Consider the following 17509-nt stretch of genomic DNA (forward strand, 5'->3'; position numbering starts at 1 on the left):
CTTCTGGTACTGCCAGCGTTACCGCCAACGATGACATCTTCACCGGCGGCCAGCCAGCCATCGTCAACAAGCTGGAATCCGTCAGCGGTGCCGAGCAGTTCGAACAACTGACGCTGAATGACACCACGCTGACCACGTCCGTGACCGACGAACCTGGTTCGGGCGATCCGACCGATCCGGCCAACGAAGGCGACAAGATCACCGTCACCATCGAAAGCAACGGCGACGTGCTGGAAAATGCCGCACCGAAGTTCACTGTCAAAGTGGATCAGGCTCTCAAGCAAGATCTGACCGTGACCCTGAGCAACGGCGATACCGTCGTGATCAAGGCCGGCACCACCAGCGTGCCTTATGAGCTGAACGCACAGGGCGACGACGTCTACAAAGACGGCCAAACCGTTGAAGTCGGCGTGACTGACGCCAGCGTTGACGGCAAGTCCTTCGAAAACCTGGTGCTCGGCGACAAGGCTGCCGTGACCATCGGCGATACAGTGACTGAAGTAGTCGCTACCCTGACCGTGGATAAAACCACCGTTACCGAAGGTGGTTCGGTCACCTACACCGTGACCCTGACCAATGCTGCTGGCCTGCCAATGAGCAACCACGGCGAGCTGACCTTCAAGCTTTCCGATGGCACCACCATCACCGTGCCAGCCAACAGCACCACCGGCAGCGCAACGGTCGTCACCAACAATGACATTTTCACTGGCGGTCAGCCTTCGCTGGTCAACAAGCTGGAATCCGTCAGCGGCGCCGAGCAGTTCGAGAAGCTGACCCTCGGCCAGGACGAATACACCACCACCATCACCGACCAACCGCCCGGCGAAGGTGACCAGATCACCGTCACCATCGAAAGCAACGGCGACGTGCTGGAAAACGCCGCACCGAAATTCACCGTTAAGGTCGACCAGGTCCTCAAGCAGGACCTGACCGTGACCCTGAGCAACGGCGACACCGTCGTGATCAAGGCCGGCACCACCGAAACTCCGTACGAGCTCAAGGCTCAGGGCGACGACGTCTACAAAGACGGTCAAACCGTCGACGTCGGTCTTACTGACGCTGCAGTCGACGGCAAGTCCTTCGAAAACCTGGTACTCGGCGACAAAGCCTCCGTGACCATCGGCGACACCATCAGCGAAGTCACCGCCACCCTGACCGTGGATAAAACCACCGTCACCGAAGGCGGTTCGGTTACCTACACCGTGACCCTGACCAACGCTGCCGGCCTGCCGATCAACAACCACCAGGCCCTGACCTTCAAGCTCAGCGACGGCACCACCATCACCGTACCGGCCAATGGCACCTCCGGCTCGGCGGTTGTCACGGTCAACGACGACGTGTTTACCGGTGGCCAACCTTCGCTGGTCAACAAGCTGGAGTCCGTCAGTGGCGGCAACGGCAAGTTTGAACAGCTGACGCTGAAAGACACCACGCTGACCACCACCGTCACCGACGAGCCAAGCGGCCAGGGCGACAAGGTCACCGTGAGCATTCAGGGCAACGGTGACGTGCTGGAAAACGCCGCACCGAGCTTCACCGTCAAGATCGATAAGGCACTGACCGACAACCTTGAGGTGACCCTGAGCAACGGCAGTAAAGTCACGATCATTGCCGGTCAGACCCAGGTCATTTACACCGCGCCGATCCAGGGTGAAGATGTCTACAAAGACGCCGGCAGCCTGAGCCTGACCGTTGGCGGTGCCACCGTCGCCGGTAAGACGTTCGAGAACCTGGTGATCAGCGACACTCCCGCGACGGTGGCGATCAACGACACCATCAGCGAAGTCATCGCCACCCTGTCTGTGGATAAAACCACCGTCACCGAAGGCGGCCAGGTCACCTACACCGTGACCCTGACCAACGCGGCCGGCTTGCCGATCAACAACCACGCGGCCCTGACCTTCAAACTCAGCGACGGCACCACCATCACCGTACCGGCCAATGGCACCTCCGGCTCGGCGGTTGTCACGGTCAACGACGACGTGTTTACCGGTGGCCAACCTTCGCTGGTCAACAAGCTGGAGTCCGTCAGTGGCGGCAACGGCAAGTTCGAACAACTGACGCTGAAAGACACCACGCTGACCACCACCGTCACCGACGATGGCGACCAGACCACCGTTGGCATCAGTGGCGACACCTCGGTGATCGAAGGCCAGACGGCCCATTACACCCTGAACCTGAGCAACACCGCTCAGACCGAAGTGACCGTCACCCTGAAGTACAGCGGCACGGCGACCAATGGCGTGGACTTCTCCGGTGTCGTCACCGTCAAGATCCCAGCCAACAGCAATGGCGTTGCTTTCGACATCAACACCATCAATGACAAGTTGGTCGAAGGGTCCGAAAACTTCAAGATCACTATCGACTCGGTCAGCGGTGGTAACTTCGAAAATCTGGTGATCGACCCGAACAAGTCCAACGTCGACACCACCATTGTCGATAACGACCATGCGCCAGTGTCCGCTGGCGGTGCGGTGACCGGCCTCGAGGACTCGACCATCACCCTGACCTGGGACAACTTCAAGGTCAGCGATGTCGATAACGACAGCCCGCTGAGCATCACCATCACCCAACTGTCGGGCGGTGGCGACCTGATGTTCAACGGCGTGAAGGTCACCGTCGGCCAGACCATCAGCCAGGCGGATATCGCCCTCGGCAAGCTGACATTCGTGCCAGCTGCCAACGAGTCGGGTGCAGACGGTTACGGTGGCTCGGGTGTCGGTAACAAAGCGGCGGACTATGCGCAGATCAAGTTCAAGCCTACCGACGGCTCGAACCAGGGCACTGAAGCGACCTTGAAAGTCGACATCACCCCGGTGGCCGATGCGCCAACGCTGAACATCGCGGGCAACAACGTCAACTCGACGGGTTTGATCAAGGAAACCTGGACCGGCTTGACCGCTCTGAACACCGGCTTTAACGGTGTGGGCAGCGGTGCGCCAACCGATACCCTGAAATCAGTGATCGATGCCGCCGGTACTCCGAACAGCAGCAGCTCCGTGACCAACGTGCAATCCAATGGCAGCGTGACAGCCGGTATTGCGTCGAAAACGTCCGGCCTGATCTACCTCGAAGCCGGCAAGACCTACACCTTCAGCGGCACCGGCGATGACAGCCTGTTGGTGACCATTGGCGGCAAAAACGTGGCCAGCGCCCTGTGGGGCAATGGCGGCACGCTCAATGGTTCGTTCACGCCAACCACCAGCGGCTACTACACCCTGGACATCTACCACCACAACCAGAGTGGTGCGGGCAGCTACGACGTCAACCTGCAGGTCAGCGTCGGCTCGGTGGCAGGTCCGGTCATGGACCTGAGCACTGCCGGTGTGCCGATCTACAGGGACGTCGCCGATCTGATCAACGCTGGCGTGACGGTTTCCGATCTGCACGGCACCAATGGCGAAGGCTACTACGAAGGCTACAAACTCAATGAGGGTGCGGAGAACGGCAGCGTCCACCTGTCGAAGATCACCACCGAGCTGACCGACCGCGACGGCTCCGAAAGCCTGAACGTGACCATCAGCGGCTTCCCTGAAGGCATGGTCATCAGCGATGGCGCGGGCCACAACTACACCGTGGGCACCGATGGATCAGCGCTGGTGACCGGCTGGGACCTGGCCAACCTGACACTGACCCCGCCGCCGTACTACAACGGCCAGTTCACCCTGACCGTGACCTCGACCTCCACTGAAAGCCTGGGTGGCTCGGCGACAAGCACGGCGCAGATTCCGGTAACGATTTACCCGGCGACGTACAACCCGATGATCGGCACGACCCAGGATGACACCATCCTCGGCACCGATGCCAACGACATCATCGTTGCCGACATCGGTGGCCTGAACGTGGTTCAGGGCAAGAACTACAACATTGCGTTCATGGTCGACACCTCCGGCAGTATGGACAATTCGATCAGGGCCGCGAAGGACTCGCTGGCCGTGATGTTCAGCACCCTCAAGCAGAGCCTGGGTGCGAACACCTCGGGGACGGTCAACATCTTCCTGGCGACCTTCGATAGCAGCGTGAGCAAGACCGTGTCGGTCAACCTGAATGACACGGGCGCGCTGGAGCAACTGCAGGACATCGTCAAATCGATGGCGGCGGGCGGTGGCACCAACTACGAGGACGTGTTCAAAACCACGGCCAACTGGTTCCAGAGTGCTCAGGCCAAGGACAATACAGGCGCTACCAATCTGACTTACTTCATCACGGACGGTCAGCCAAACTCTTTCCAGAACCGCGAGCAGACCAACCCGGTGGTGGCTGACTTCTACTACTCGTCCAGCAAAAACGACGGCACGCTGGATGACTACCTGAACGTCAACAACTACAAACTGGGCGATACCGCCTATATCACCCTGGGTGGCGAGAGCCGTGAGTTGATCAACCGCAACGGCCAGGTCAACAAGTGGACGGAGTACGAGCCGGGCAAGTGGTACAAGTCAAACACCCTCGGCACGATCCGGGCGCAGGGTGACGGTACCTATGAGATCTCCTCCACCGAAAACAATGGTGGCACGATCAGTAACTCCAACAGCAGCTTCCTGTTGCTCAGTGGTTTGTCGCAGGTCGAAGCGATCGGCCTGAATAACACCATCAAGCCGGCCGACCTGATTCCGTTCGACACCGATGGCAAGCCGCAAGCCAACATCGATCCGAAGGACCTGGCCAACGCCATCCTGGGCCATAGCGAAGCGACCCTGCCCGGTGCCGACACGGTCAATGGTGGTGACGGCAACGACATCCTGTTCGGCGACCTGGTGAGCTTCAACGGTATTGCCGGTGAGGGTTATCAGGCCATGCAGGCCTACGTGGGCCAGCAGACCGGTGTGGAGGCCAGCACAGTCACTGCCAGCAACGTGCACCAGTACATCACCGAGCACTACAACGCGTTCGATGTGTCCGGGGCGCGTGACGGTATCGACAACCTGCTGGGCGGTGCCGGTAACGACATCATCTTCGGCCAGGGTGGCGACGACGTGCTCGATGGTGGCAAGGGCAATGACATCCTGCTCGGTGGTACCGGCAAGGACACACTGCTCGGCGGTGAAGGCAATGACATCCTGCTGGGCGGTTCGGGCAATGACATCCTGATTGGCGGTTCGGGTGCCGACACCTTCGTCTGGAAGGCCGGCGACACCGGTAACGACGTGATCAAGGACTTCAAGGCCAACGAAGGCGACCGCATCGACCTGCGTGATCTGTTGCAGGGCGAAAGCGCCAGCACCATCGACAACTTCCTGAAAATCACCACGGTTGAAGGTGTGTCGACGCTGCAGGTCAGCTCCGAAGGCAAGCTCAATAACGCTGGCGGGATTGCCAACGCCGACGTGACGATCAAACTGGAAGGCAACAACTGGTCCGGTCAGAGCATCAACTCGCTGATCGCCGGTAGCGACCCAACCATCAAGATCGACCACAACAACTGATCAAACCCTGGAGGGCTGCTCGCAATGAGCGGCCCTTCACGTTTGTGTCTGTGACCACCGGGTGACGATTTCGCCGTAGCACCGCATACTCACCTGCGTTGGCCTATGCTGCCGACAGCACCACGCGGGTTCATTCATGAGGGATTCACGATGTTCTACGTGCAACGCGATGCACAGGGTCTGCTGGTGCGCGTGGAGGCAGCGCCCTACGCCGAGGCGACGGAAACACTGCCCGCTGACCACCACGAGATCCAGGCCTGGTATGCCAACGAAGTGGTGGAAACCAGCCTAAAACAGCTTAAACAGAGCGACCTGGAAATGATCCGGGTACTCGACGACCTGATTCAGGTGTTGACCAGCAAGGGCGTGATTCGCGTCACCGACCTGCCGCCGGCCGCACAAGCCAAGCTGATGGACCGCACCCAGGCACGTGAAGCGCTGGGTGGCTTGAGTCATCTGATTGATGAAGACGAAAGCGGATTGATTTAAAGGCTAAGCATTGATCGCTCCCGCGTGGGAGCGATCACTTCAGACGCCTGACTGCCAGGGCCTTGGTTCGCCAAACAGCTGCCCTTGCACGCCGTACAAACCCATCTCGCGAATCACCTGCAGCTCCCCTTCGGTCTCTACCCGCTCGGCAATCAACGGCAGGTCAATGCTATGGGCGGCGCGCTGGATGGCCTCGATGAACAGACGCTTGTCACTTTCCTGGTCGATGGCGCGGGTGTAGCTGCCATCGATTTTCAGGTAAGCCAGGCCCAGTCGCGCCAGGTTGCCGATCATGCTGAACCGACCGCCAAAACGCTGCAGGCTCAAGGAGAAGCCCAGCTCATGCAGACGACGAGTCAGTTGTTCAAGCACGGCTTGATCGGGCAATTGCTCTTCGCCGATTTCCAGGGTCAATCGTGGCCCTAGCGCCGCATGTTGACGCAGGATGTCGAAGACCGTGTTCAGCGCCTGCGCATCCGCGAGGGTCGCACCCGACAGGTTCAACGCCAGCGAGTCCTGATGGCCGGCCATCTGTTCGAGCACCAGCTCAAGCATCAAGCGGTCCAGCCGGGCGGTCCAGCCAAAACGCTCCAGCCACGGCAGGAAACGTCCGGCGGGAATGGTCTGGCCTTGTTCGTCGCGCAAACGCGAGAGCACTTTGTAATGCAGTACTACCTGCGTGTCCTGACTGGCCACGACAGGCTGGAAAAACAGCTCGAAGCGCTGCTCTGCCAAGGCCTGGTCAAGCAAGGTGTGCCAGGCATGATGGTCGTCGCCAACGATGGCTGCCGCGTTGTGATCCAGGCATGCCCAATTCGACTCGCCCTCGGCTTCGGCCTGTGACAACGCCTGGTCGGCCAGGCCAAGCACCGTGAGCGGTGTGTCGCCGTGGGCGAACGGGGCGAGCCCGATCGATGCCACCGACGCCACGTCTGTCGCCCCGGTGGCATGCAGGCTGGCTAGCGCACTGTCGAGGTTATGCGCCAACTGCAGCGCTTCTTCACGTACGAGCCCCGGCGCCAGCACGGCAAACTCACCGCCACGAATACGCGTCACCAGATTCTGGGTTTCCGGGTACTTGGCACACTCCCGGGACAGCTGCTCGCCGACCGCCTGCAACAACTGATCGGTGCGTTGACCGCCCAGGCGCTGGTTCAGGCCGGCCAGGTCCTTGACCCGCAACAGCAGCAGATAACCTGAACTGGCCTGCTCGGCATTGCTCACCCGGGCGTTCAGCTGCATCTCGAAATAACGCCGGTTGGCCAACCCGGTCAGGTTGTCCTGATAGGACTCGACCCGCAGTTTTTCGCTGCGTTCGGCCTGCTCCTGGAACAACGCCTTGAGCTTCTCGACCATCTGGTTCATCGCCTGCACCACACGACGCAATTCAGGCGTGCGCGGCAGCTCAGGCAGGCTCAGGAACTCGCGCCGGGCAATGGCATGGGATTGCTGGACCATGTAGTCCAGTGGCTTGAGCTGTCGACGCAGCAGCAACGCCCCCAGCACGGCGCTGATCGCACCGCAGATCAACAACCAGCCCAGGCTACCCAATGCGCTCTGCCAGAGCTTGGCCACGGCGAACATGGGATGGCTGACCACTTCGACCCTGGCCGCCTGCTCCCAGCCACGGCTGACCAAGGCATCGCCACCGGCCGGCTCAAGGCCGATCAGTTGGACGAACCAACCCGGCACCTGACTGACCTCGGGCGCCCCGCTGCGCTCGACGATGACGGTGTCGGTCTTGAGGTCCACCACGCGGATGCTCGCGTAATAACCACTGTCGAAGATCGAGCTGACCATCAACTCGACCATCGCCGGATCGTCGATGTTCGGTGTCAACGACAACGCCAGCGCCGTGGCCGCATCCTGCGCGTGGGAGCGCAATTGATTGACGTACTGGGTGCGCGAGCTCTCCAGGCTGACCATGAAGCTGCCACTGAAGGCGACCACCAGGAACAGACAGATAGCGATCAACAGCTGTTTGAACAAAGACATCTGAGCGCGTGCTCCTAGTTAATCGTCTCGGCCGGGAATCCTTCGGCCTGCATTTTTTTCAACACATCCTGCCAACGGGACAGGCGCTTGGTATCGCCGACTTTCTTGTTGCCCTTGGCGCCGGGCAGCCACATCCCTTCGGCGTTGAAGGCGTAGACCGGCAGCAGATCGGTGCGCTGGCTGGCCGGCTGAATCCCGTCGATCAGGCTGTCGAGCACCAATGGCATCGCATCCGGGCTGGAATAATAGGTCAAGACCATGTGCGCGCGGTTCTGGCGCAGGGCCTTGACGTAGGTGATGCGTAGCTTGTCACTGGAAACCCCGAGATGGCGCAGGCTGAAATACTTGGCGATCGCATAGTCCTCACAGTCCCCCGCGCCTTTCCACAAGCCTTCGACGGGCGTTTCCCAATAGTCGACCTCGCGCCACAGGTCGATGTCTTCCACATAGCGCATCTGCTTGTTGAAGAACAGGTTGACCGCTTTGAGCTGGGCCAGCTCCGGGGTTTGTTGCTGTGTCGCCAGCAGGTGCTGCCAGGCATCGATCCGTTGCTTGCCCTCGCCTAACGGGCCATACAACGATTCAGCGCGCCGACTGATCAGCGAGAAGTCCCAATCGGCTTGCAATGCGCCCAGCATGACGCTGGCGATCAGCAGTGCCGAGCACAGCCAACGCAAGGTCCGTGGAATAGCCAAACGTGCCAGCAATGCAGTGAGTCCGGAGGGCATTGGGTAATCGATGGATGGTGAAGCCTTGCCAGGCAAAAGACAATGGCACGATGCAATCACTGCGGGCGCGCTAAACTTGGAAGAGCGGATACGGTAACTGACAATGCGACATCTGATGGCAAAAACGGTGGCATAAGACGGTCGAAAACGGCATTGTCTGCCCCCCAATTTGACAACTCACCAAGCCGTTACTAGTGTGCATTGGATCCAATATTTACGTTTACTCAATCAGGGTGCGTTTTCGTGACACAGAAGCCCAACCCATTAAGCAGCATCCCGGTCAGCGGACCGATTCCGGCCCATCTGGCGCGCTCGGTGATCGAAGAAACCCTGCGCTCGGCGATTCTTGACGGCCGCTTGCCCTGCGGTACGGCGCTGCGCCAGCAAGACCTGGCCGACCTGTTCGGCGTCAGCCGCATGCCGGTGCGTGAAGCCCTGCGTCAACTCGAGGCGCAATCGCTGCTGCACGTCGTGGCACACAAGGGTGCCGTCGTGGCGCCACTGATCGAAGGAGATGCGACCGAGACCTACGCCCTGCGCATCCTGCTGGAATGCGAAGCCCTGCGCCTGTCGATCCCCTTGCTCGACGAAGAAGATTTTGCCGAGGCGGCCCGTCACATCCAGGATCTGGAAACAGCCACCGATTACGCTGATATCGGCAGGCTCAATCGTCTGTTCCACATGGCGCTGTACCGCAAGGCCCCCAACCGCCGGTTGCTGAGCCTGATCGAAAGCGGCCTGTGGGAAGAAGAGCGTTTTCTGCGCTTCAACCTGGGAGCCATGGGGCTCGGCAAACTCACTCAGGAAGACCACCGTGAGCTGCTGCGCGCCGCACAAGCCCGGGACATCGAACTGTGCGTGGCGAAGCTTGCCAGCCATCTGAACCGGGCCGTTGAAGTCATCACCCGCTACCTGAACAGCCTTGAATCCCAGCGCAACTCAACGTCGACCTGAACGGCACCTTCAAAGCGAGTGAACGCTGCCCAGTGGCGAGGGCGCTTGCTCCCGTTGGGCCGGGCTGGTGCTCCAGAAGGCGATTGCGATCTTTCAGAGCGGCGCGGTGACCTTTTTGGGGCTGTTGCACAGCCCAGCGCGAGCAAGCTCGCTCGCCACTGGGCAGCATTCACGCTTGAGGTGCCCATTGTGGTCATGGATCAGATCTTGAAGCTGTCCACCAGTTGCTTGAGGCGGTTGGCCTGCAGTGACAACGCATCGCAATCCTTCAGCGTTTCATTGAGGTTGGCCACGCCTTGCTGGTTCAGCAGGTTGATCTGGTTGATGTCGACATTGAGGGTTTCCACCACTGCGGTCTGCTCTTCCGTCGCGGCCGCCACCGACTGGTTCATGCCGTCAATCTCGGTGATCCGCTGCGTCACGCTGACCAGGCGCGCACCAGCCTGATTCGCCACCTCGACGCTCTCCTCGCTGGAAGCCTGGCTGGCGTTCATGGTCGATACCGCCTCACGCGAGCCGACCTGCAACGAAGTGATCATCTTGTGGATCTCTTCCGCCGATTCCTGGGTGCGATGCGCCAGGTTGCGCACTTCATCGGCCACCACCGCAAACCCGCGTCCGGCCTCACCGGCACGCGCCGCTTCGATCGCCGCGTTGAGCGCCAGCAGGTTGGTCTGTTGGGAGATGCCCTTGATCACATCGAGAATGTGCCCGATGTTGTCGGTGCTGGCGTTCAGGGTTTCGATCTGGGTACACGAGAGGCTGATTTTCTGCGACAGCTCGGTCATCGCCAGAATGGTTTGCTCCACCACCTGACGGCCATCGTCAGCCTGCTCGCTGGCACCGCTGGCGTGCTGCGAAGCGTCCGCCGCGTTGCGGGCGATTTCCTGGGTCGCCGCCCCGAGTTCATTGATGGCCGCCGCGACGCTATTGGTCCGTGCGCTTTGTTCATCGGAACCGATGATCGAGGCGTTTGACGAGGCCATGACCCGTTGCGACAGGTCATGCACCTGACGCGTGGCCGAAGACACTTCGCTGATCGAGGCGTGGATCCGCTCCACAAACTGGTTGAACGCACCACCCAGCTCGCCGAATTCGTCTTTGCTTTCCACGGTCAGACGACGGGTCAGGTCACCCTCGCCCTGGGCGATGTCCTGCATGGCACGGCCCATGGTGGTCAGCGGGCGCATCAGCACTTGAATCAACAGGCTCAGCAGCACGGCAATCGCCGTCACGGCGATAAACATCGCAATCAGTGCCGAGGTGCGGAATTTAGCCAGCGGTGCATAGGCCTTGTCGCTGTCGATCGACAGGCCGATGTACCACTGCGCGTTCGGCAAGCCATTGACCGGGGTGAAGGACAGGATGCGCTCCTGCTGGTTGAACAGCACCGCCTGATTGCCTTTATCGAGGCGGACATTGGCGCCAGGGTAGATGTCCTTGAGGTTTTTCATCACCTGGTCTTTGTCCGGGCTGACGATCACCTGACCGTCAGCGCTGACCAGGAACGCATGCCCGATGCCGCCGAAGTCCACCGCATTGATGATGTTCACCAGGGTCGCCAGGCTCAGGTCACCGCCAACCACGCCCAGCATTTCACCGTTCTTTTTCACCGGCATGGCGATGGTGACCACCAGTCCGCCAACGGCGGCCATGTAAGGCGGCGTGAGCATGGTTGTGTCGGCGGCGACCGCTTGCTTGTACCAAGGGCGCTGACGCGGATCATAGCCCTCGGGCATTTTGGCGTCAGGACGCTGGGTAAACACACCGTTTACCTGACCGACATACGTGAACTGGAAATTGGACGTGAAGGCCGGTTGATCAACCAATCCTGCAAAGTCGGCGTTGGCACCTTGGTGCGCGACGTTCTGGGCCAGGTTTTCCAGCACCAGGATCCGGCCACCCAGCCAGTTTTGCACACTGCTGGCCGTCAGCGCGCCCGCTTGCTGGACCGAGGCGTCGAGGTTTTGCTGGATGGTGTTTCGCTGCAGATAGTCGTTGTACAAAGTGAACAGGGCAAACGCCAGTACCACTACGCCCGAAGCGGCCAAAAGGATTTTATGGCTGAATTTGAGATTCATGTCAGGGGGACTTCTTATGCAATGAGTGGGGATGCGTTCCGAGTGCAACATTCCATGTGACGCCATAGGCCGCTCTGAGGCCTGCTCTACATTGGTGCACGCATGTCTCCCCTACTCTTTCGGCACCACCACGGGAAAACTTAGGCTTTTGTGCAAAACCGCGGGCAATTGCTGAAAAAAGCCGCCAAACGGCATTCCAGAGCGCTCGGCCTGGCCTTTGCCGAGGCCGTTGATTTAGCGGCAGTTGCAAAAACCACGACCCTTGATGACAATGCGACTAATTATCATTTGTGACGTCCAGGCTGTCGCGTTCATGTCCTCTCCCGAGTTTGCAGTACAGGTGCTCTACAGCCACCACCACGGTTGGCTCACTACATGGCTGCGCAGTCGCCTGGGCAATGCCGCCGATGCCGCGGACCTTGCGCAGGACACCTTCGTCCGCTTGCTGCAACGGACCGAACGACTCGAACTCAAGGCGCCTCGCGCCTTTCTGCGGACCATTGCCCGTGGCCTGGTGATCGACCACTGGCGTCGGGAAGAAATCGAACGCGCTTATCTGGACGCCATCGCCCACCTGCCCGAAGCGCAAACACCCAGCGCCGAATCCCGGGCATTGGTGCTTGAGCTGCTGGAGCGCATTGCACGAATGCTTGAAGGCCTTAAACCGAAAGTGCGCAAGGCGTTTCTCCTGGCGCAGTGTGACGGCCTGACCCACAAGCAGATCGCCGAACAGATGGGTTTGTCATTGCGTTCGGTGGAGCGTCATGTGGCCGATGCGCTCTATCACTGCTACGTGCTGCGCTTTGAGTCGGACGCCCATGGATAACGCCACGATGAACCTGCGCGCCCACAGCAGCCCTGACCATCGGGTGGTCAAGCAGGCGATCGGCTGGCTGCTGCGCCTGCGTAACAACACCGGCAATCTCAAGTTGCACCAGCAATGCGAGCATTGGCGCACCGCACACCCTGAGCACGAACTGGCCTGGCAACGGGTGCAATCGCTGCAACAGGAGTTGACCGCCAGCCTGTGCGCGGTACCCGGTACACAGGTTGCCCTGCACACACTGGAAACCAGCGCGCAACGCCTCGGTCGGCGCCAGGCCCTGAAGTTACTCTCCGGCGCCCTGTTGATAGGCACGGCAGCGTGGCTCGGCAAGGATCAGATCGGCTGGCAGCAGTGGAACGCCGACTTCGCCACCGCCACCGGCGAGCGACGCGGTTATCAACTGCCCGATGGCACTCGCCTGAGACTGAACACCGACAGTGCGGCCAATCTGGACTTCACGGCCCAACAACGGCTGATCACACTCGCCCGCGGCGAAATCATGGTGACCTGTGGCGCCACCCCGCAGGCATTCGAACGGCCGCTGCGGGTGCAAAGTCATCACGGGATGTTCGAAGCCAGCGTTGCACGCTTTGTGATACGCCAGGACAACGACTGCACCCGCCTCAGCGTCACCCGCGGCAGTGTCGCCATACTTGCGCCGCGTTCGGCAGACGGCACCCCGACCCTGGTGCAGGCCGGGCAAAGCTACCTGGTCACGCCGGAGCACGTGACCCTGGCACCGCCGCTGGCCATGGAGGCCGGCGCCTGGGTCGATGGCCTGATTGTCACCCGGGACATGCGCCTGGCGGACTTCCTGAAGGAGGTGAATCGCTATCGCCGCGGTTACCTGGCCTGTGCATCGGGCATCGCCGACTTGCGCCTGTCCGGTGTATTCCGCCTGGAAGACACCGACAAGTTGCTGGCGATTCTGCCCCGCACGCTCCCGGTCCAATTGCGCTACCGAACACGCTGGTGGGTGACACTGGAACGACAGGCCTGATTTCTTTGGCGGGTTTTCAGCGTGAGTCCGGCTTAGACAGTAAGCACTTCAATCTGCCTTCAGCGACTCCAACGGAAACCCATGATGACTGTTCGCGCCACCTGCCCGCCGCCCTTTTCCTGCGTCACCGACACCCCTTCCGGTGGCCTGCTGCGCCACGCCATTCGTGCCGCCCTGCTCTCCACCGTGCTGGGGGTCAGTGCCCTGCCTGCACTCGGTCAGGCGGCCGATGACAGCGTTGCCAGCGCCAGTCGCCGCTACAACATCGCTCCAGGGCCATTGAGCGACGTCCTCAATCAGTTCGCGCGCCAGGCCGGGATCACCCTCTCGACCACCCCCGAACTTACCCAGGGCCGCCAGTCGCCTGGCGTACAAGGTGATTACTCGGCTGATCAAGCCTTGAGCCATTTGCTCAGCGGATCGGGTTTGCAAGCCGTCAGCCAGGACGGCAGCAGCTATGTGTTGCATCAGCAGGCCGAGACCGAAGCGCTGTCGCTGCCAACCACCGACATCAAGGGCTTCGCCCTCGGTAATGCGCTGGGCAGCATGGAAGGCTACAACGCCACTCACTCCCAGGTCGCGACCAAGACCAGCACCGCATTGCTGGAAACCTCGCAAAGCGTGTCCGTGGTCACTCGCCAGCAAATGGATGACCAGGGCGCGCAAACCGTATCCCAGACCATGCGCTATACCCCAGGCGTGCTGACCAACCCCTATGGCGCCACCCATCGCTATGACTATGTGGCCATGCGCGGATTCAACGACGGCTCGGTGGATAACATCTACCTCGACGGCTTGAAGTCCATGGGCGATAGCGGCACCTACAGCAGCATGCAAATCGACCCGTACTTCCTGGAGCGCGTCGATATTCTCAAGGGCCCCTCTTCGGTTCTTTACGGGCGCAGTTCACCGGGCGGCCTGGTAGCGCTCACCAGCAAGAAGCCGCTGTACGAGGCCTATCATCAGGTTCAAGCCACGGTCGGCACCCAAGGCCAACAGGGCATGGGTTTTGACTTCAGCGGCCCTGTGGATGACGACAAGCGTATTGCGTACCGACTGACCGGCCTTGCCGACAAGTCCGACACTCAGTTCGATCACAACAAGGAGAAACGCTACGCACTGGCCCCCACCCTCAGCATCGACTTCACCGACGACACGTCGCTGACCCTGCAAGCCTATCTGCAGCACGACCCCGACGGTGGCTATCACAGCGGCATGCCAGCGGACGGCGCCCTGCATCAGCGCAACGGCCAGCGCATCTCGGAACACTTCTTTGAAGGTGAACCCAGCGTGGACGGTTACAAGCGCGACCAGCAATCGATCGGCTACCAGTTCGAACACCGCTTCAATGACGTGTTCACGGCCCGCCAGAACTTCCGGTACCTGGATTCCAAGGTCAATCTCGACCAGATCTACGGCTATGGCTGGACCACACCCACCAGCAATGAGCTGAACCGCTACTACACCGGTGGTGACGAAAAACTCCACGCGTTCATCGTCGATAACATGCTGCAAGCCGAATTCCTGACCGGTAATACCCAACACACGGTGTTGATGGGTGCCGATTACCAGCGCCGTAAAACGGTGGTCGACTGGACCAGCGGCTCGGTGGCACCGATCAATGCCTTCGACCCGGTCTATGGCAACGCCGAGATCACCTACTACGATCCGCTGAGCTACCTGCGTCGCCTGGAGCAGACCGGTGTCTACCTGCAAGACCTGATCGAAATGGATCAGTGGCGGTTCTCACTGGGCCTGCGCCAGGACTGGGTGGAGACCTCGGAAGAAAACCGCTTGCCCGAGTTCAACCGCCCGGTGGGTACCGAGGTCAACGACAAACGCACCAAGCTGACTGGCCGCGCCGGTGCCCTGTATCTGTTTGATAACGGCGTTGCGCCGTACATCAGCTATTCCGAGTCGTTCAACCCGAACTCTTACGCAGACAGCGCTGGCAACCCGCTGCCTCCCACCGACGGCACCCAATGGGAAGTCGGCCTGAAGTACCAGCCACCAGGCACGGACAACCTGTTCACCGCGTCGCTGTTCCGGATTGACCAGGAGAACCTGGCGACCAAGTTGCCGCAGGAAAACTTCTACCGCGCGGTGGGGGCTGTTCGCTCTCAGGGCCTGGAGCTGGAAGCCCACACGCAGCTGACCGATAACCTGAAAGTACTGGGCAGTTACACCTTTACCGACATCGAGTACTCCAAGTCGATGATCAGCACCCTGAGCACCGACACCGATGTGATCGAGAACAAGGGCAACTCACCGACCCAGGCGCCACGGCACATGGCCTCGCTCTGGGCTGACTACGCGTTCAACGCCGGAGCGCTCGACGGCCTGCGATTGGGCGGTGGCGTGCGGTATGTCGGTTACAGCTGGGCCGATGCCGAGAACACCATGAAGGTGCCGTCCTACACGCTATTCGACGCGTCGATTGGCTACGACCTGGGCAAAGTGGGCCTGAAGGGGGTGGATGTGCGCCTGAACGCCAACAACCTGACCGACGAATCCTACATCGCTTCCTGCGCCAGTCTGAGCTTCTGCTACATGGGTGAGGAACGTAACGTCGCCGCCACGGTGAGCTACCAGTTCTAATCCTTCGTCACTCCCTCAAAGCCAGTGTCTGGTTTCAGACGCTGGCTTTGTCGTCTCTGCGGGAAAATGTCATGCGTGCAGTATGGGTTCTGCTTCATCGTTACATCGGTTTGGCCACGGCCTTGTTTCTGTTGATGGCTGGCCTGACCGGCAGTCTTCTGGCGTTCAATCATGAGCTGGATGAATGGCTGAATCCAACGTTCTACGAGGCTTCCTCTGAAGGCATGCAGCTCCCTCCGGGCACGCTGGTCGACCGGTTGCAAGGGCAACATCCCAAGCTTCAGGTCTGGTACATGGAGTACCCGAATGAAGGGGGGCACACCGCGCTGCTCGCAGCAGTGCCACGCAACAACCCCATCACGGGCAAGCCTTTCGAAGAACCAAATCAGGTGTTTTACCTGGACCCCGTGAGTGGTGAACAAACCGGGCATCGCAACTGGGGGGAATGCTGCTTTGAGCCTGAGAACCTCATCCCTTTCATTCTGGAGTTTCATTACAACCTGACCCTGCCCGACAATTGGGGTTTGCTGTTGATGGGCCTGGTGGCGATTGCCTGGGCGATCGATTGTTTCATTGCGCTGTGGCTGACCCTTCCACGGGGCAAACCCTTCTGGAAGAAATGGTCGAGTGCCTGGAAGATCAAGGGCGGGCATGCTTATCGGCTGAATTTCGACCTGCATCGTGCAGGTGGACTATGGCTGTGGCTATTGTTGCTGCCCATTGCAATCAGTAGCGTCGCCATGAACCTGCCCAGCCAGGTGTTCAAGCCTGTCGTCTCGCTGTTTTCACCCATTGAACCGAGCGTCTATGAAGCCCGTGGGCGCTTGCCTGCCGAACAATTGGGGGTAACCCGCCTGAGCTATCAGCAAGCGTATGAACTGGCGTTGAAGGAAGGCGAGCGGCTAGGTTTGAAGGTGGCGATCGGTGAGCTGTACTACAGCTTCGAGTACAACTTCTATGGGGCCGGGTTTGGTCAGCATGACACTGACGCCCAGGGTAAATCCTGGTTGTTCTTCCACGGCACCGACGGGCGCTTGCTGGGCCAGGAAATCGCTGGCCAGGGTACCTTGGGAGAGCGTTTCTATCGCCTGCAATTACCGATACATGGCGGACGGATTATCGGCCTTACCGGACAGGTGATCATCGCGTTGTTGGGCCTGATGATTGCGGTGCTGTCGGCCACAGGGATCTACATCTGGTGGCGCAAGCTGCTGGCCCGGCGCAGTAGCAAGGCACGCAAGACGTAGGACTTGCGGTCGATACCGATAACGCTTTTAACCACTCCTGAAACGACAAAACCCCTGTCTGCGTGAGCAGACAGGGGTTTCGGAATTCAATCTTGACGATGACCTACTCTCACATGGGGAAACCCCACACTACCATCGGCGATGCATCGTTTCACTGCTGAGTTC

10 protein-coding genes, 1 rRNA gene and 1 pseudogene are annotated in these 17509 nt (G+C 60.1%); 7 read left to right on the top strand and 5 right to left on the bottom strand.

From position 1 onward, the window contains the following. Nucleotides 1–5426 (top strand): immunoglobulin-like domain-containing protein (locus AC3WQN_RS24770; RefSeq protein ID WP_492606963.1); only part of this gene is annotated, 5426 nt, incomplete at its 5' end. 150 nt (nucleotides 5427–5576) lie between these two features. After that, nucleotides 5577–5915, top strand: coding sequence for a tryptophan synthase subunit beta (locus tag AC3WQN_RS24775; protein ID WP_095083701.1), 339 nt, complete (start codon nucleotides 5577–5579; stop codon nucleotides 5913–5915). 39 nt (nucleotides 5916–5954) lie between these two features. Here AC3WQN_RS24775 and lapD read toward each other — a convergent pair whose 3' ends face one another. Next, a complete protein-coding gene (lapD, locus tag AC3WQN_RS24780) occupies nucleotides 5955–7910 on the bottom strand; it encodes a cyclic di-GMP receptor LapD (RefSeq protein WP_103402163.1) in 1956 nt (651 codons plus the stop codon). A gap of 14 nt (nucleotides 7911–7924) precedes the next feature. Further along, the gene (gene lapG / locus AC3WQN_RS24785) at nucleotides 7925–8617 is read right to left on the bottom strand and encodes a cysteine protease LapG (RefSeq protein ID WP_103402171.1); all 693 of its coding nucleotides are present in this window, start codon (nucleotides 8615–8617) and stop codon (nucleotides 7925–7927) included. A 264-nt stretch (nucleotides 8618–8881) separates the two neighbouring features. Here lapG and AC3WQN_RS24790 point away from each other — a divergent pair, with 264 nt between their 5' ends. Continuing rightward, nucleotides 8882–9592 (top strand): GntR family transcriptional regulator, encoded by a 711-nt coding sequence (locus AC3WQN_RS24790; RefSeq protein WP_103402164.1) that lies wholly within the window; start codon nucleotides 8882–8884, stop codon nucleotides 9590–9592. Nucleotides 9593–9792: 200 nt separating this feature from the next. Here the strand turns inward: AC3WQN_RS24790 and AC3WQN_RS24795 are convergent, their stop codons facing one another. Continuing rightward, entirely contained in the window at nucleotides 9793–10578 is a 786-nt protein-coding gene (locus tag AC3WQN_RS24795; protein ID WP_371918533.1) for a methyl-accepting chemotaxis protein, read from the bottom strand. Nucleotides 10579–10647: 69 nt separating this feature from the next. Further along, nucleotides 10648–11739 (bottom strand): annotated as a pseudogene (locus AC3WQN_RS24800) (HAMP domain-containing protein); the annotation flags it as partial. Nucleotides 11740–11986: 247 nt separating this feature from the next. Here AC3WQN_RS24800 and AC3WQN_RS24805 point away from each other — a divergent pair. The 4 genes from AC3WQN_RS24805 (at nucleotide 11987) to AC3WQN_RS24820 (ending at nucleotide 17344) form a co-directional block, all read left to right on the top strand. Next, on the top strand, nucleotides 11987–12499 hold the full coding sequence (locus AC3WQN_RS24805; RefSeq protein WP_103402166.1) for a sigma-70 family RNA polymerase sigma factor: 513 nt from the start codon (nucleotides 11987–11989) through the stop codon (nucleotides 12497–12499). Beyond that, nucleotides 12492–13499 carry a FecR domain-containing protein gene (locus AC3WQN_RS24810; protein ID WP_103402167.1) on the top strand — a complete coding sequence of 336 codons (1008 nt, stop codon included), beginning with the start codon at nucleotides 12492–12494 and terminating at the stop codon, nucleotides 13497–13499. The genes AC3WQN_RS24805 and AC3WQN_RS24810 overlap by 8 nt, the downstream gene beginning before the upstream one ends. Before the next feature lie 84 nt (nucleotides 13500–13583). Next, the gene (locus AC3WQN_RS24815) at nucleotides 13584–16097 is read left to right on the top strand and encodes a TonB-dependent siderophore receptor (RefSeq protein ID WP_103402168.1); all 2514 of its coding nucleotides are present in this window, start codon (nucleotides 13584–13586) and stop codon (nucleotides 16095–16097) included. A gap of 71 nt (nucleotides 16098–16168) precedes the next feature. Then, on the top strand, nucleotides 16169–17344 hold the full coding sequence (locus AC3WQN_RS24820) for a PepSY-associated TM helix domain-containing protein (protein ID WP_103402169.1): 1176 nt from the start codon (nucleotides 16169–16171) through the stop codon (nucleotides 17342–17344). 90 nt (nucleotides 17345–17434) lie between these two features. Here the strand turns inward: AC3WQN_RS24820 and rrf are convergent. Then, nucleotides 17435–17509 (bottom strand): 5S ribosomal RNA (gene rrf, locus AC3WQN_RS24825); the annotation flags it as partial.

This window comes from Pseudomonas sp. FW300-N1A1, assembly GCF_058789115.1.

What these genes read in the sequence shown, in the direction of transcription:
- AC3WQN_RS24775 (WP_095083701.1), top strand. Translation starts at nt 5,577, where the DNA reads ATGTTCTACGTGCAACGCGATGCACAGGGTCTGCTGGTGCGCGTGGAG.
- lapD (WP_103402163.1), bottom strand. Translation starts at nt 7,910, where the DNA reads ATGTCTTTGTTCAAACAGCTGTTGATCGCTATCTGTCTGTTCCTGGTG.
- AC3WQN_RS24795 (WP_371918533.1), bottom strand. Translation starts at nt 10,578, where the DNA reads ATGGCCTCGTCAAACGCCTCGATCATCGGTTCCGATGAACAAAGCGCA.
- AC3WQN_RS24805 (WP_103402166.1), top strand. Translation starts at nt 11,987, where the DNA reads ATGTCCTCTCCCGAGTTTGCAGTACAGGTGCTCTACAGCCACCACCAC.
- AC3WQN_RS24810 (WP_103402167.1), top strand. Translation starts at nt 12,492, where the DNA reads ATGGATAACGCCACGATGAACCTGCGCGCCCACAGCAGCCCTGACCAT.
- AC3WQN_RS24815 (WP_103402168.1), top strand. Translation starts at nt 13,584, where the DNA reads ATGACTGTTCGCGCCACCTGCCCGCCGCCCTTTTCCTGCGTCACCGAC.
- AC3WQN_RS24820 (WP_103402169.1), top strand. Translation starts at nt 16,169, where the DNA reads ATGCGTGCAGTATGGGTTCTGCTTCATCGTTACATCGGTTTGGCCACG.